The sequence below is a fragment of the Pseudomonas sp. GOM6 genome (assembly GCF_029537485.1).
Classification (GTDB): domain Bacteria; phylum Pseudomonadota; class Gammaproteobacteria; order Pseudomonadales; family Pseudomonadaceae; genus Aquipseudomonas.
In genome coordinates this window covers 395,843-409,709 of record NZ_JARPUS010000001.1, presented here as the reverse complement: position 1 = coordinate 409,709, position 13,867 = coordinate 395,843, and the positions used below count along the sequence as shown (strand labels likewise).

Sequence of the window (13,867 nt, the reverse complement as noted above, 5' to 3'; positions counted from 1 at the left end):
CAAGTTGATCAGTACGGGCAGTTCTGCCGATATTCGGAAATGCTGTAATCGGCAGAGTGGTTGGGGCCACAGAGGAACTGACTGTAGCGAGTGTCGAAGTCGATAAAGCGTTTCATCCACGAGATACCATACAGGCCCAGCAAGGCCTCATCCGGGTAGCCGGAGTTGGCACAGAAGTGCGAACCGTTATTGATTTCCAGGAAGGCCTTGGGCGTGGAGTTGGGAATGCGGTTGTAGAACGGCGAGGCATGGGACGCCACCGGCGCCACGACATCGGACTCACAGGCCAGAATCAGTGCCGGCGTAGTGATCTGGTTGAAGGTGTTGTAGCCGGCGTAATACGGCGCCTGGGGGATGATGGCGTTGATCGAACGCTGCGTGGACAGCTTCAGCGAGCCGCCGCCGCCCATCGACCAGCCGATGGCGCCCAGACGGGTGCTGTCGATCTTGTTGTACAGCGGGCTGGTGCGGGAGTTGCTCTGGCTGATCAGGTAGTCCAGTGCGCTGCTGAGCTGGTTAGCGCGGCTGTCGGGCTGGTCGTAGATGGTGTTGGTGTTCATGGTCATGACCACGAAACCATGGGACGCCAGGCGCGGCCCCCACCACTCGATACTGCTTTCGTAGGACAGATAACCCGGGATGACGGCAATGGCGCCCATCTTGCCGGTGGTGTTGGTCGGGTAATACACCGTGCTGTTACCGAAGCCACGCAGGTAGCCGGAGACACTGAACTTGGACGTGCTGAAAGGGCCGCTGGACGCTTTCAGCGAAGCCACGGTCGGCGCCGGGCCACGGGTGCAATTCGAGCAGGGAGCGGACGGAGCCGACACCGCATAGGAGCTGACCACCAGTGAAGCGGCCAGCAGGAACGTCTTGGCAACTGAGACTCTGAAAACCATGTTCTATTCCTTCTTGGATTTGTTATTGCGGAAAACCTGATCCAGCCCCCTTACAACCAGATCGGAGCTGTGGCGGCGAGAAGCTAGCAAGCGCCCAATCGGCCAACAATCGTCAGCCAGGCTCAATTCATACAAATATATCGAGGCTGCAGAATGCACCCACTAACAAACACTTAACGCCCGCACCGTGAATATCAGTAACAACAAACCACGCCCACCGAAAAGCGCCCTGAAAACCCTAAAAAACAAGCCCCAAAAACACCATCAAGAACAATTAACAGGTATTTAATTTGCCGAAGTATTAATACCTTTATACGACATACGAAACTCACAAACCCGAGATAGAACAATTGACAGGTTTTACCCATCTCCTATCCTGCAGCAAACCCACGGCAAAAAGGATTTAAGCCGCCCCAGCCCAGGGACGTTACAACTTTCATATAGAACAAGAATTAAATATGAAGACTGTAACCATAAGCCCCACTACCCCACCGGCCCTTATCTATATATCCAGAACCCGCTACACCTACCTGGGCCGCACGCAGCTGCGCATTCGCAATTTCCACTCGGGTGCAGCTTCACTGGTCACCAGCCTGGAGGGCAGCATCAAATTTCAAACGGCCGATGACAGCCGCTGGGTCAGCGTCAAGAGCATGCTGATCCCGGCGGGGGCGCGCATCAGCATCGACAACCGGGATGCGGTCATCTCCTCTTGTTACTTGGACGCCGCACAGCCCGACTTCCTGACCCTGAAACGACAGATGCGCGCGTCGCACGGCGGGGTCTACTACCATCACGCCGACGAACAACGCCTCGTGCACGATCTGCTCAGCCTGCGTGAAGACGCACCAAGCCTGGGCGAGGCAGAGCGCCGCGTAGAGTCGATCATCTATCAGGGGGCGAGTACCGAGCGGATGCCCATCGACCCGCGCGTTCGCCACGTCGTCGAACGCATCAGATCAACTGCGGCCCAAAACATCTCGGTCAGCTCGCTGGCCGAAGAGGTTGGTCTTTCAGAATCCGGCCTGATCCGTCTCTTCAGCCAGCAGGTAGGCGCACCGCTGCGCAAGCACCGGCTCTGGTACAGGCTCATAGACTTCATCATCCTGGCCTTGTCCGGAATGCCGACCGGCGCGGCCATCAAGGCCGCCGGCTTTACCGATGCCGCTCACCTGTCGCGTTGCTACAGCGGTTTCTTCGGTGTGAATTTCTCCTACGCCTTTTCGAAGAGTACCCACGTGCGCTACATCTTCACGGAAATGCCGGCGACCCCGCTCAGAACAGCCGTACCCGTCGAGGTATGCACAGCACTGTAAGCGGGTGGAAAAACTGGCGAGCCTGCTCTGGCAAGCGGGTTAAAGTAACGGCCTCAAACCGCACAGAAGGCCCCGATGAACCTTCACTGGTCCTGCAAACACCACGAGCAGCTGAGCAAGGAAGAACTGTACGCCCTGCTGGCCCTGCGTACCCGCGTCTTCGTGGTGGAGCAGAATTGCCCCTATATGGAAGTGGACGGCCAGGATCTGCAAGGTGATACCTGCCACCTCATGGCCTGGCACGGCGACGAACTGCTGGCCTACCTGCGTCTGCTCGACCCAAGGTTTCAGGCCGGCGAGGTAGTGATCGGCCGCGTGGTGACCGCCCCACATGCGCGTGGCACCGGCCTGGGGCACCAGCTGATGGAGCAGGCCCTGCACACCTGCACCGAGCGCTGGCCGGGACTGCCTATCTATCTGTCGGCCCAGGCTCACCTGCGCCACTACTACGCGCACTACGGTTTTCTGCCCGTTACCGAGGTCTATCTGGAAGACGGCATCGCGCATATCGGCATGCGCCGCCCCTGAGCATTCAGTGAGCGAGTGAAGACTCTCCAGGCAGTGTGATCAGCCCGGGCGGGAGATCAGAGCCAGGCAACCAGCGCCGATAAATCAGGGCGAAGCTGCCGTCGGCCTTCATCGAATCCAGCGCCTGCTGCCACTGCGCAATCAGACGGTCATCGGTTGCCGGCGAGAACGCGATGTAGGCTTCGCTGCGCAAAAAACCATAAAGCGGCTCGACCTCCTCGAGACGCAAACCGCCGAGAGCCAGAAGGCTCTCCAACGTGACATTGTCGGCGACAACCACCGGCACCCGGCGATGACGCAGCATGTCCATCATCTGCTGCGGCCCACTCACCGCATAGAGATTGTTCAGGCCGCGCGCGCGCAACTCCTGATAGCTGTACCACTGCCGCGGCACGGCAATGCTGCCCAGCTTGCCGGCCTGCTCCAGATTCTCGACGCGGATGCCTGAGCCCTTCAGGGCATAGAAACTGGTGATCACCACTGCAACCGGGCCGACCCACTTGAAAAGTTTCTCGCGCTCGGCGGTGCGCATGGTCACGAACACTCCGTGGCCCGCCTCGCCCTGCGCCTCGCGGTAGGCCCGCGCCCAAGGCACCAGGTGAATGCGCGCCCCATCTCCCGTGCGCGCCAGCAACTCGCGCACCAGGTCGACAGCCATGCCTGTCGGCCGCCCTTCGCGCGCGAAGTTCATCGGCGGGTATTCCTCGGTATAGAGCTGCAGCGTGTCACCCTGCGACACGCCGGACAGGCAGAAAGCGAAGAGGCATCCCAGCCAACGCCAACGAGCGCCATGCATTGCCATGCACCTCATCTTGCCGTACTGCAGGCAGTCTAGTTCGCGACGACTCTCGAGACGACTGTTAACCTGCACGCTCGTCCCCTGCCGATACAGTCATGAACAAACTCCTGCTCCAGCAACAGGTCTGCGATCGCCTCGAGGCCGACCTGGCCAGCCTGATCGCCGCCGCCGAGGCCGCCCACCAGGCCGCTACCCACGAAGAAAGCAAGGCAGAGAACAAGTACGACACCCGTGGTCTGGAGGCCTCCTACCTCGCTGCCGGACAGTCGCGCCGGGTCGCCGAGATACGCCGAGCATTGGCTGCGTGGCGCGCCATGCAGCTACGCGCCTATGAGGACGAAAACGGTATTCAGCTCGGCGCGCTGGTATGCCTGGAAGGCACCGACGGGCGGCGCCAGCGCCTGTTGTTGGGCCCGGACGGCGCCGGACTCAAGCTTCCCGATGCGCAGGGCGAGATCCTGCTGATCAGCCCGCATGCGCCACTCGGCCAACAATTGCTGGGCCAGGGCCCTGGCGACTGGGTACAGGTCGGCCAGGTGCGCTGGCAGGTGCTGCAGGTAGAGTGAGCCGCAGAGATTGCGCCTAGGGCACACTGACGTCCAAAGTCTCTGCCAGGCGGCGCAGCGCACCGTTGTCGATCAGATGCTGAAACGCCTCATCGAAACGGTGGCGCAACTGGACATGGGCGGCATCGCGCGGAAAAGCAAAGTAGCCTCGCTGCACATCGATCAAGGGCGACAACTCACGCACGCTCGCCTGCTGGTTCAGCGCCACCAGGTGAGGCAGGGTATTGCGCTGATTGCTGGCCAGCAGCTCGATACGCCCGGCCATCAGCATTCGCAGGCCGTTCTCGACACTTTCCACTGAAATAGGCTGCAACCATTCGCGGGCCGCCTCGAACTGACCGCCATACACCCAGCCGCGCACGACGGCCACGCGTCGTCCCTGCAGATCCGCGTAGTTGCCGTTCCAGGCAACATCAACGTCACTGCGTGCGTAGAACAGGATGCGGTCCTGATAGAAAGGCTTGGCGGCAAAGGCAAAACGCAGCTCACGCTCAGGGGTGCGGTAAGGGCCTACCAGAATGTCCGCTTCGCCCCGCTCCACCATGCGTTGGGCGCGTGCCCAGGGATGTAGTTCGAAGTGCAACTCGCTGCGCAGCGATCCCGCCATCGACTCCAGTACGGCCGGCCCAAGACCGGTGAAACGACCATCCGCGCTCTGCTCGTAAATGCGAGGGAAATAGGTACCCACCACCTGCAACTCGCGCGCCGTGGCTTGGAAGGCAAACAGGCAACTGAGCAACGCACAAACAACCCGCGCAGCCTGCAGGGGAAGACGGATCAACCTGTGACGCCCCGCCAGCTTCATGCTCAAGAGACACCCTCGTAAGACCAGGTAAACAAGGCGCCCAACAACCTCGGAACTTCGCGCAGATTGCTCCCCATGCGGCTTGTCTCCAGACACAATTGACGACGGTGGCCGCATTAACCTTAGCCGTGACGGCTGCATCTGGCGACTGCAGTTGCCCACAGCAAACGGGGATGAGTCTGTGGATAAAGCGGGGATAGCGCGCTGCAGGCCAGGCGCTCGGCGGGCTGCATGCACCTGCTCAGTAAACGAGCAAGCGCTAGCGTCAGGGCAGCTCGCGCCAGGTCAGGTACAGACGCAGGTCGAACTCCAGTTGGTGATAGTCGGGCAGCATGTGCTGGCACAGCTTGTAGAAGGCCTTGTTGTGCTCGCTTTCCTTCAAGTGCGCCAGCTCGTGGACGACGATCATGTTGAGGAACTCCGGCGCTGCCTCGCGGAACAGGCTGGCCACCCGAATCTCCTTCTTCGCCTTGAGCTTGCCGCCTTGTACGCGCGAGACGGCGGTGTGCAGACCAAGAGCCCGGTGAGTCAGGTCGAGACGATTGTCGTAGAGGACCTTGTCGATGGCGGGCGCGCTGCGCAGGAACTCCTGCTTGAGCTCAAGCACATAGCCGTAGAGTGCCTTGTCGCTTTGCACCTGATGGCGCTGTGGATAACGCGCGGCCAGGTAATCGCCCAGGCGGTTTTCCGCGACCATCTGCATCACCTGCTGCTGCAGGTTCGCCGGGTAGCCCTGAAGGTATTTGAAGGGGGTGCTCATGCGCGCCAGTGTAACCGCCGGGGCGCCGATGGTGCATGACCCTGGCCGACGGGCTCAGGCAACCGCCTCGCGATCATCACCCAGCAGGTAGGCATCGAACCCCAGCTGGTTGAGCAGGTGCACCGCCAGCTCGCTGCGAATTCCGCCTTCCGGCGTCACCACATAACAGGTGGAACGGTCGAGCACCGACGCCTGGGTACGCAGGCTCGCCACCGGCAGGCTAAGGCTCTCCGGCAGATGACCTAAGCGGTATTCCGCAGCCAGCCGCACATCCAGGAGCAGGTGCTTGCGCTGCTCGCGCTGCTGCCAGCGCTGCAGATCCTGCGTGCTGATGCGCGGAATCAGTGTCGGGCGTACCAGCTCGACGAAATCGTCACGGTGCAGACGCGCCAGCTCGCCGTTCTCCAGCATGGTCACGCTGGCTGAGCGCACGGCACCACTGATCAGCGCCTCCTCGCCGAAGAAGTCGCCCCGCTCCAGTACCAGCGTCGGCTGTTCACGACTGGCCGAGGGCAACCCAACCTGCACCCGCCCATGCTTGATCACGAAGAAGTGTTCACCCGGTTCGCCGTAACGCACCACCGTTGTCCCGGCCTGGTATTCGACGTATTCGAAACGGGCCAGCAGCGCATGCAGGTGCGAGGGCGGCAGGCGGCCAAACAGGGGGGTCGCCAGCAGACGGGTCAGCCAGTCGTCTTCAGCCTGTTCCTCCTGTCGATCCGTCAGGCTGCTGACTTCATAGGCCGCCTCCTGGCTCCAGCTCAACAACCGCTCCAGCAGGTGATGCTCGACGGCGAACAGGCAGACATCGGTGACGGCACGAACCGTGACGGGATTGGTCGGCCCCGGATTCAACGGCAGGTGCGCCTCGGGCGAGCCCCCTTCAAGCGCACGCTTGCCAGTGCCATCCTCGACACTGACCTTGCCGGCCAGCAGGTAGTACTGCGCCAGGGAGCGCTCGCCTCTGCGCAGCAGCGGCGTCCCCGCCGGGCGCTGCAGATAGTTGAGGCTGGCATGCAGCTGCTGGCGGTAGTGCGGGGTCAGGAAATCCATCGGACTGAAGCTGCTCAACTGCTCGCAGGTCAGTCGGGAGGGTTCGTTGGGCATGGCAAGCACCTCCACAATGAAGCGCAGCCCTGCGCACAGTGGGCGCTCCATTGCCAAGGATGCATTAACGATAGCGCCAGGCCAGCATCCCGGCACTGACACTGGTCGGATCACCCCGCCCGCTGAATAACTCATTGCCATTCAATGAGTTGCGCACAGAAATCGGGGATGAATCTGTGGATAACCGCGGGAGCAAACGCGGCAGCCCAGAGAGCCCGCGACCTGCACGGCCCCGCTCAGTTTTCACTCAGCGCTGCGGGCAAACCCGCACCGCACTGTCCAGCAGCAGCGAACAGGGCTGATCGGCCAGGTAGCTGCGGTAGACCCGCAGCAACTGCTCGGGGGTGTAACGACAGGATTGCCGTCGGCACTCGGCGCTGAACGCGAAGCGACCGTCGACCGGCTCGGCCAGGTGAATGCGAATTGCAGGCCAGTCGCTCGGCGCAGCCTCCGCCGGCGTGAACAACAGGCGCTCGCGGCGCCGGACCAGGTCGCCACCAGCCGCGGCGTAGTCAAAGACAAACAATAAAGTGCGCGAAACCTTGGTCGTGCACTCGGCGCGCGTGATGCAGTGCTGCGGATCACTCGGCACGACAACGACAGGGGTGTTCCCCTCCTCGATCGGCGCCTGGCCGGCACAGCCGGCCAACAGCAGTAACGCACCGAGCGCCAGGCTACGTGACGACATATCGACCTCCCCAATACGAGAAAGCCCCGCGGAGCGGGGCTTTCGGTGCAACAGGTCGCTTAGTTGACCTTGGCGGCCAGCTCGCCACTGGCGTAACGCTGGTACATGCCTTCCAGGGAGATCGGCTTGATCTTGGAGGCGTTGCCGGCGGTGCCGAAGGCTTCGTAGCGGGCGATGCAGATGTCACGCATGGCCACGATGGTCTTGGCGAAGAACTTGCGCGGGTCAAACTCACTCGGGTGCTCGGCCATCATGCGGCGGATCGCACCGGTGGAGGCTAGACGCAGGTCGGTGTCGATGTTGACCTTGCGCACGCCGTGCTTGATGCCCTCGACGATCTCCTCGACCGGCACGCCGTAGGTTTCCTTGATGTCGCCGCCGAACTCGTTGATCACCTTCAGCCACTCCTGCGGTACCGAGGAGGAGCCGTGCATCACCAGGTGGGTGTTGGGGATGCGCTTGTGGATTTCCTTGATGCGCTCGATCGACAGCACGTCGCCGGTCGGCGGCTTGGTGAACTTGTAGGCGCCGTGGCTGGTGCCGATAGCGATGGCCAGGGCATCGACCTGGGTAGCCTTGACGAAGGCCGCGGCCTCTTCCGGGTCGGTCAGCAGCTGGCTGTGGTCCAGCACGCCTTCGGCGCCAACGCCGTCTTCTTCACCGGCCATACCGGTTTCCAGGCTGCCCAGGCAGCCCAGCTCGCCTTCCACGGACACGCCGCAGGCGTGGGCGAAGGCCACGGTCTGCTGGGTGACGCGCACGTTATAGTCATAGTCGGCCGGGGTCTTGCCGTCTTCCTTCAGCGAGCCGTCCATCATCACCGAGGAAAAGCCCAGCTGGATCGAGCGCTGGCATACATCCGGGCTGGTGCCGTGGTCCTGGTGCATGCACACCGGGATGTGCGGGAATTCTTCGATGGCGGCCAGGATCAGGTGGCGCAGGAAGGGGGCACCAGCGTACTTGCGAGCACCGGCCGAGGCCTGGACGATCACCGGGGAATCGGTCTTGTCGGCCGCTTCCATGATGGCGCGCATCTGCTCGAGGTTGTTGACGTTGAAAGCCGGCACGCCGTAGCCGAATTCGGCGGCGTGGTCCAGCATCTGACGCATGCTGATCAGTGCCATGTGTTCCTGTCTCCCGGAAAAAGGGTCGTTAATCGTGCAGCCTGCCCCACGGGCAGGCCTGGTTCAAGTTATCCGGAAGGTACGGCTTCGCCCGCTTCCGGTGCGCGCGGCCAGTTGGCCACGCGGTTGTTGCAAAATCCTCGCCGCTCAGCGCGCCTTACAGTTGCGCCCGACGACCTGCTCACTGCCGACCCGGTACACCAGCCCTTCCTCACCCTTGGAGTGGAAGGCCAGGATCGGGTCGCTGTACAGCTCCCCCGAGGCCGCGGGCTGACGCTTGAGGCGGTGGGCGATATCACTGCCGCCGAGGCGCAGATCGATCGCATCCTCACCTGCCGGGCGCCACAACACCTCGGTGTGATTGTCGCAAACCCAGCGGGTCCACTGATCATGTGCGACAGGCTGATCGGCGCACGCCGATAGCCACAGCGGCGCAGTAAGCACCCCAACCAGCCACAAGCCTTTCATTCGCTCTCCTCAATCACAACGCTGGCTGGGCATGCCGCCATTGGCACCACCGCCCTGCCCGTCCATGCGCTCCGCGCCCTGGCTACTCGGCGTTTCAATCTGCGCGGGGCTGAACACCCTGCAGGCCTTTTCGCGGGCATCACCCGCGCAACCCGCCAACAGCACACCGACAACCCCCAGCAGCATCCACCTGGTCATGGCCTTACTCCTTGCACGAGAAATCGGACAACCCGAACTGCCCAGGGTTTAACCGAGGCAGTACCGAGGCTCGTCTTTCACCCTAGCAGGGCAAGACCGGCAGTGCGCTGTATCAGGCCTTGGCGCGCGCTTCCAGCACTGCCACCGCCGGCAGCACCTTGCCTTCGACGAACTCGAGGAAGGCACCACCCCCGGTGGAGATGTAGGAGATCTGCTCGCCCACGCCATACTTGTCGATCGCCGCCAGGGTGTCGCCACCACCGGCGATGGAGAAGGCCGGGCTCTCGGCGATGGCCTGGGCCAGCGCCTTGGTGCCGTTGCCGAACTGGTCGAACTCGAACACGCCGACCGGGCCGTTCCACAGAATGGTCTGCGAGGCCTTGAGCATCTCGGCGAACTGCGCGGCGGTCTGCGGGCCGATATCCAGGATCATGTCATCCTCGGCGACGTCCTTAACTGCCTTGACGGTGGCCTCGGCGTCTTCGGCGAAAGCCTTGGCGACCACCACGTCGACCGGCAGCGGCACGCTGACCTTGGCCGCGATGGCCTTGGCGGTCTCGACCAGATCGGCTTCGTACAGCGACTTGCCCACCGGCAGGCCGGCAGCCGCGAGGAAGGTGTTGGCGATGCCGCCGCCGACGATCAGCGAGTCACAGATGTCGGCCAGCGAGTTAAGCACGTCGAGCTTGGTCGACACCTTGGAGCCGGCGACGATCGCCAGCATCGGTCGGGCCGGCTTGTCCAGGGCCTTGCCCAGGGCTTCCAGCTCGGCGGCCAGCAGCGGGCCGGCCGCCGCAACCTTGGCGAACTTAGCCACGCCGTGGGTCGAGCCCTCGGCGCGGTGGGCGGTGCCAAAGGCGTCCATCACGAACACGTCGCACAGGGCCGCGTACTGCTGGGCCAGCTCGTCGGCGTTCTTCTTCTCGCCCTTGTTGAAGCGCACGTTCTCGAACAGCACGAGCTCGCCAGCCTTGACCTCGACACCGCCAAGGTAGTCCTTGACCAGCGGCACGTCGCGGCCCAGGGCCTTGGAAAGGTAGACGGCGACCGGCGCCAGGCTGTTCTCCTCGGAGAACTCGCCCTCGGTCGGACGGCCCAGGTGCGAGCAGACCATCACCGCCGCGCCCTTCTCCAGGGCCAGCTTGATGGTCGGCAGCGCGGCGAGGATGCGCGCATCGCTCTTTACCACGCCGTCCTTCACCGGCACGTTGAGGTCTTCGCGGATCAGCACGCGCTTACCGGCGAGGTCGAGATCGGTCATCTTCAGAACGGTCATGGTCAGTCCTTCACGGGGGCTGGTTACTTGGAGGAATTGGCGACGGCGAGGAAATGTTCCGCGACGTCGAGCATGCGGTTGGCGAAGCCCCATTCGTTGTCGAACCAGGCCAGCAGGTTAACCAGGCGCGGGCCGGAAACCCGGGTCTGGCTGCCGTCGACAATGGCCGAATGAGCGTCGTGGTTGAAGTCGCAGCTGGCATGGGGCAGCTCGGTGTAGGCCAGCAGGCCCTTGAGCGGGCCGTTCTCGGCGGCCTGGCGCAGCACGGCGTTGATCTCGGCGGCACTGGTGTCGCGTGCCACCTGCAGGGTGATATCCAGACAGGAGACGTTAACCGTCGGTACGCGAATCGCCTTGGCCTGCACGCGGCCCTGAAGCTCCGGCAGCAGGCGTTCGATGCCCCGCGCCAGGCCGGTGGAAACCGGAATCACCGACTGGAAGGCCGAGCGCGTGCGGCGCAGGTCTTCGTGGTGATAGGCATCGATCACCGGCTGGTCGTTCATCGCCGAGTGGATGGTGGTGATCGACACGTACTCAATGCCCAGCGTCTCGTTCAGCAGCTTGAGCAGCGGCACCGCGCAGTTGGTGGTGCAGGAGGCGTTGGACACCAGGCGCTCGGCACCCGTCAAGTGCTGCTGGTTGACGCCGAACACCACGGTGGCGTCGATATCCGCCTCGCTGGCCATCGGTTGCGACAGCAGCACGCGCGGCGCGCCGGCATGCAGGAAACGCTGGGCCTGCACACGGGTGGTGTACTGGCCGGAACATTCCAGCAGCAGGTCAATGCCCAGGCCCGCCCAGTCGATGCCTTCCGGCTCGGCGCTGCGCAGCACCTTCACGCAATTGCCATTGATATGCAGGCAATCGCCGTCGACCTTCACCTCGCCGGGGAAGCGCCCGTGGGTGGAGTCGAAGCGGGTCAGGTATTCGATGCTGGCCTGGTCGGCCAGATCGTTCAGCGCCACCACCTCAATACCCGCCGCCGCGCCGCGCTCGTGCAGGGCACGCAGCACGCAGCGGCCGATACGGCCGTAGCCGTTGAGGGCGACTTTGTAGGGGCGGGCGTTGGGCATGGGCTCTCTCGATGACATGGCAGCCCCTCTCCCATTCATGGGAGAGGGATGGGGAGAGGGTCGCCGGCAACGCAGCCCTCTCCCCCTGCCCCTCTCCCGCAAGCGGGAGAGGGGTGACTCAGGCGTCCAGCAGCTCGGCGGCGGTTTCCAGGATATTGGCCACGGTGAAGCCAAACTCCTCGAACAGCTGGGCGGCCGGCGCCGATTCACCGAAGGTGGTCATGCCGATGATGCGCCCTTCCAGGCCGACGTACTTGTACCAGAAGTCGGTATGGGCGGCCTCGATGGCGATGCGCGCCCCCACCTGCAGCGGCAACACGGCCTGCTTGTAGGCAGCATCCTGCTGGTCGAACACGCTGGTCGACGGCATCGACACCACGCGCACATGCTTGCCCTGCTCGCTCAGCTTGTCGAACGCCTGCACGGCCAAACCGACTTCCGAACCGGTGGCGATCAGGATCAGCTCCGGCTCGCCGGCGCAGTCCTTCAGCACATAGCCGCCGCGGGCCACATCGGCCAGCTGCTGGGCGTCACGCGCCTGGTGCGGCAGGTTCTGGCGGCTGAAGATCAGCGCGGACGGGCCGTCTGCGCGCTCGATGGCGTACTTCCAGGCCACGGCGGACTCCACGGCATCGGCCGGGCGCCAGGTGTCCAGGTTTGGCGTGCCGCGCAGACTGGCCAGCTGTTCGATCGGCTGGTGGGTCGGACCGTCTTCGCCCAGGCCGATGGAGTCGTGGGTGAACACGAACAGCACGCGCTGCTTCATCAGCGCCGCCATGCGCACGGCGTTGCGCGCGTATTCCATGAAGATCAGGAAGGTCGCGCCGTAGGGAATGAAGCCGCCATGCAGGGCGACGCCATTCATGATCGCGCTCATGCCGAACTCGCGCACGCCGTAGAACAGGTAATTGCCGGCGGCATCGTCAGCGGAGACGCCCTTGCAGCCTTTCCACAGGGTCAGGTTGGAACCGGCCAGGTCGGCCGAGCCGCCGAGGAATTCCGGCAGCAGCGGGCCGAAGGCGTTCAGCGCGTTCTGGCTGGCCTTGCGGCTGGCGATGGTCTCGCCCTTGGCGGCGACTTCGGCCACGTAGGCAGCAGACTTCTCGGCGAAGTCGGCCGGAAGTTCACCGGCCAGGCGACGCTTGAGCTCGGCGGCCAGCTCCGGATGCGCGGCGGCATAGGCGGCGAAACGCAGGTCCCAATCGGCTTCGCGGGCGGCGCCGGCTTCTTTGGCGTCCCACTCGGCGTAGATCTCGGCCGGGATCTCGAACGGGCCGTGGTTCCAGCCCAGCTGCGCGCGGGTGGCGGCGATCTCGTCGTTGCCCAGCGGCGCGCCGTGGCACTCTTCCTTGCCACCCTTGTTCGGCGAACCGAAGCCGATCACCGTCTTGCAGCAGATCAGGGTCGGGCGGTCGGTGGACTTGCGCGCGGTCTCGATGGCGATCTTGATTTCTTCGGCATCGTGACCGTCGACATTGCGGATCACCTGCCAGCCATAGGACTCGAAGCGCGCCGGGGTGTCGTCGGTGAACCAGCCGTGGACTTCGCCGTCGATGGAGATGCCGTTGTCGTCGTAGAAGGCGATCAGTTTGCCCAGGCCCAGGGTGCCGGCCAGCGAGCAGACTTCATGGCTGATGCCTTCCATCATGCAGCCGTCGCCGAGGAAGGCGTAGGTGAAGTGGTCGACGACGGTATGACCGTCGCGGTTGAACTGCGCACCCAGCACCTTCTCGGCGATGGCGAAACCGACGGCGTTGGCGATGCCCTGGCCCAGCGGACCGGTGGTGGTCTCCACGCCCGGGGTGTAGCCGTATTCCGGGTGACCCGGGGTGCGGCTGTGCAGCTGACGGAACTGCTTGAGGTCGTCGATACCCAGGTCGTAGCCGGTCAGGTGCAGCAGCGAGTAGATCAGCATCGAACCGTGACCGTTGGACAGCACGAAACGGTCGCGATCAGCCCAGTTAGGGTTCTGCGGGTTGTGCTTCAGGTAGTCACGCCACAGCACTTCGGCGATGTCCGCCATGCCCATGGGGGCACCGGGGTGGCCGCTGTTGGCCTTTTGCACGGCATCCATGCTGAGCGCACGAATGGCATTGGCTCGCTCACGACGGCTGGGCATCGAAAAATCTCCTGGGGGGACGGGTCACGGAAAAAGGCGCGTATTTTCGCCCAGCCTGGCACTCAGGGGCAATGACAGATGGTCGATGCCCGCCACCATTCACTGCAAAAAAACCCGAAAGCAAATATCAAAACTTTTTGA

At 63.4% G+C, this 13,867-nt stretch carries 15 protein-coding genes; 3 read left to right on the top strand and 12 right to left on the bottom strand.

What is annotated here, in order from left to right; all coding sequences use genetic code 11:
- Positions 1-8: 8 nt before the first annotated feature.
- Positions 9-899 carry a hypothetical protein gene (locus P7A97_RS01955; RefSeq protein ID WP_277688238.1) on the bottom strand — a complete coding sequence of 297 codons (891 nt, stop codon included), beginning with the start codon at positions 897-899 and terminating at the stop codon, positions 9-11.
- Between the two features lie 458 nt (positions 900-1,357).
- Between P7A97_RS01955 and P7A97_RS01950 the strand changes: the two genes are divergently transcribed.
- The gene (locus P7A97_RS01950) at positions 1,358-2,215 is read left to right on the top strand and encodes an AraC family transcriptional regulator (RefSeq protein ID WP_277688237.1); all 858 of its coding nucleotides are present in this window, start codon (positions 1,358-1,360) and stop codon (positions 2,213-2,215) included.
- Between the two features lie 75 nt (positions 2,216-2,290).
- Complete coding sequence (locus tag P7A97_RS01945) at positions 2,291-2,743, top strand: GNAT family N-acetyltransferase (protein WP_277688236.1); 453 nt, start codon at positions 2,291-2,293, stop codon at positions 2,741-2,743.
- A 4-nt stretch (positions 2,744-2,747) separates the two neighbouring features.
- Here the strand turns inward: P7A97_RS01945 and P7A97_RS01940 are convergent, their stop codons facing one another.
- Positions 2,748-3,545, bottom strand: coding sequence for a transporter substrate-binding domain-containing protein (locus tag P7A97_RS01940; protein ID WP_277688235.1), 798 nt, complete (start codon positions 3,543-3,545; stop codon positions 2,748-2,750).
- A 92-nt stretch (positions 3,546-3,637) separates the two neighbouring features.
- Between P7A97_RS01940 and P7A97_RS01935 the strand changes: the two genes are divergently transcribed.
- A complete protein-coding gene (locus P7A97_RS01935) occupies positions 3,638-4,108 on the top strand; it encodes a transcription elongation factor GreAB (RefSeq protein ID WP_277688234.1) in 471 nt (156 codons plus the stop codon).
- A gap of 16 nt (positions 4,109-4,124) precedes the next feature.
- On the opposite strand, the gene P7A97_RS01930 is transcribed toward P7A97_RS01935, so the two are convergent.
- The 10 genes from P7A97_RS01930 to tkt all read right to left on the bottom strand — a co-directional run bounded on the left by P7A97_RS01930 (position 4,125) and on the right by tkt (position 13,726).
- Positions 4,125-4,913: a transporter substrate-binding domain-containing protein gene (locus tag P7A97_RS01930; RefSeq protein ID WP_277688375.1), complete on the bottom strand. Its 789-nt coding sequence runs from the start codon at positions 4,911-4,913 to the stop codon at positions 4,125-4,127.
- Positions 4,914-5,178: 265 nt separating this feature from the next.
- Positions 5,179-5,673 (bottom strand): M48 family metallopeptidase, encoded by a 495-nt coding sequence (locus P7A97_RS01925; RefSeq protein WP_277688233.1) that lies wholly within the window; start codon positions 5,671-5,673, stop codon positions 5,179-5,181.
- 54 nt (positions 5,674-5,727) lie between these two features.
- Positions 5,728-6,780 carry a cyclic nucleotide-binding domain-containing protein gene (locus P7A97_RS01920; protein ID WP_277688232.1) on the bottom strand — a complete coding sequence of 351 codons (1,053 nt, stop codon included), beginning with the start codon at positions 6,778-6,780 and terminating at the stop codon, positions 5,728-5,730.
- Between the two features lie 247 nt (positions 6,781-7,027).
- Entirely contained in the window at positions 7,028-7,468 is a 441-nt protein-coding gene (locus P7A97_RS01915) for a hypothetical protein (protein ID WP_277688231.1), read from the bottom strand.
- A 59-nt stretch (positions 7,469-7,527) separates the two neighbouring features.
- Positions 7,528-8,592 (bottom strand): class II fructose-bisphosphate aldolase, encoded by a 1,065-nt coding sequence (fba, locus tag P7A97_RS01910; protein WP_021698963.1) that lies wholly within the window; start codon positions 8,590-8,592, stop codon positions 7,528-7,530.
- Positions 8,593-8,739: 147 nt separating this feature from the next.
- Positions 8,740-9,060, bottom strand: coding sequence for an MliC family protein (locus P7A97_RS01905; RefSeq protein WP_277688230.1), 321 nt, complete (start codon positions 9,058-9,060; stop codon positions 8,740-8,742).
- 9 nt (positions 9,061-9,069) lie between these two features.
- Complete coding sequence (locus P7A97_RS01900) at positions 9,070-9,258, bottom strand: hypothetical protein (protein ID WP_277688229.1); 189 nt, start codon at positions 9,256-9,258, stop codon at positions 9,070-9,072.
- 112 nt (positions 9,259-9,370) lie between these two features.
- Entirely contained in the window at positions 9,371-10,534 is a 1,164-nt protein-coding gene (locus P7A97_RS01895) for a phosphoglycerate kinase (RefSeq protein WP_277688228.1), read from the bottom strand.
- A gap of 23 nt (positions 10,535-10,557) precedes the next feature.
- Positions 10,558-11,607: an erythrose-4-phosphate dehydrogenase gene (gene epd, locus P7A97_RS01890; RefSeq protein ID WP_277688227.1), complete on the bottom strand. Its 1,050-nt coding sequence runs from the start codon at positions 11,605-11,607 to the stop codon at positions 10,558-10,560.
- A 118-nt stretch (positions 11,608-11,725) separates the two neighbouring features.
- The gene (gene tkt, locus P7A97_RS01885; RefSeq protein ID WP_277688226.1) at positions 11,726-13,726 is read right to left on the bottom strand and encodes a transketolase; all 2,001 of its coding nucleotides are present in this window, start codon (positions 13,724-13,726) and stop codon (positions 11,726-11,728) included.
- Positions 13,727-13,867 lie beyond the last annotated feature (141 nt).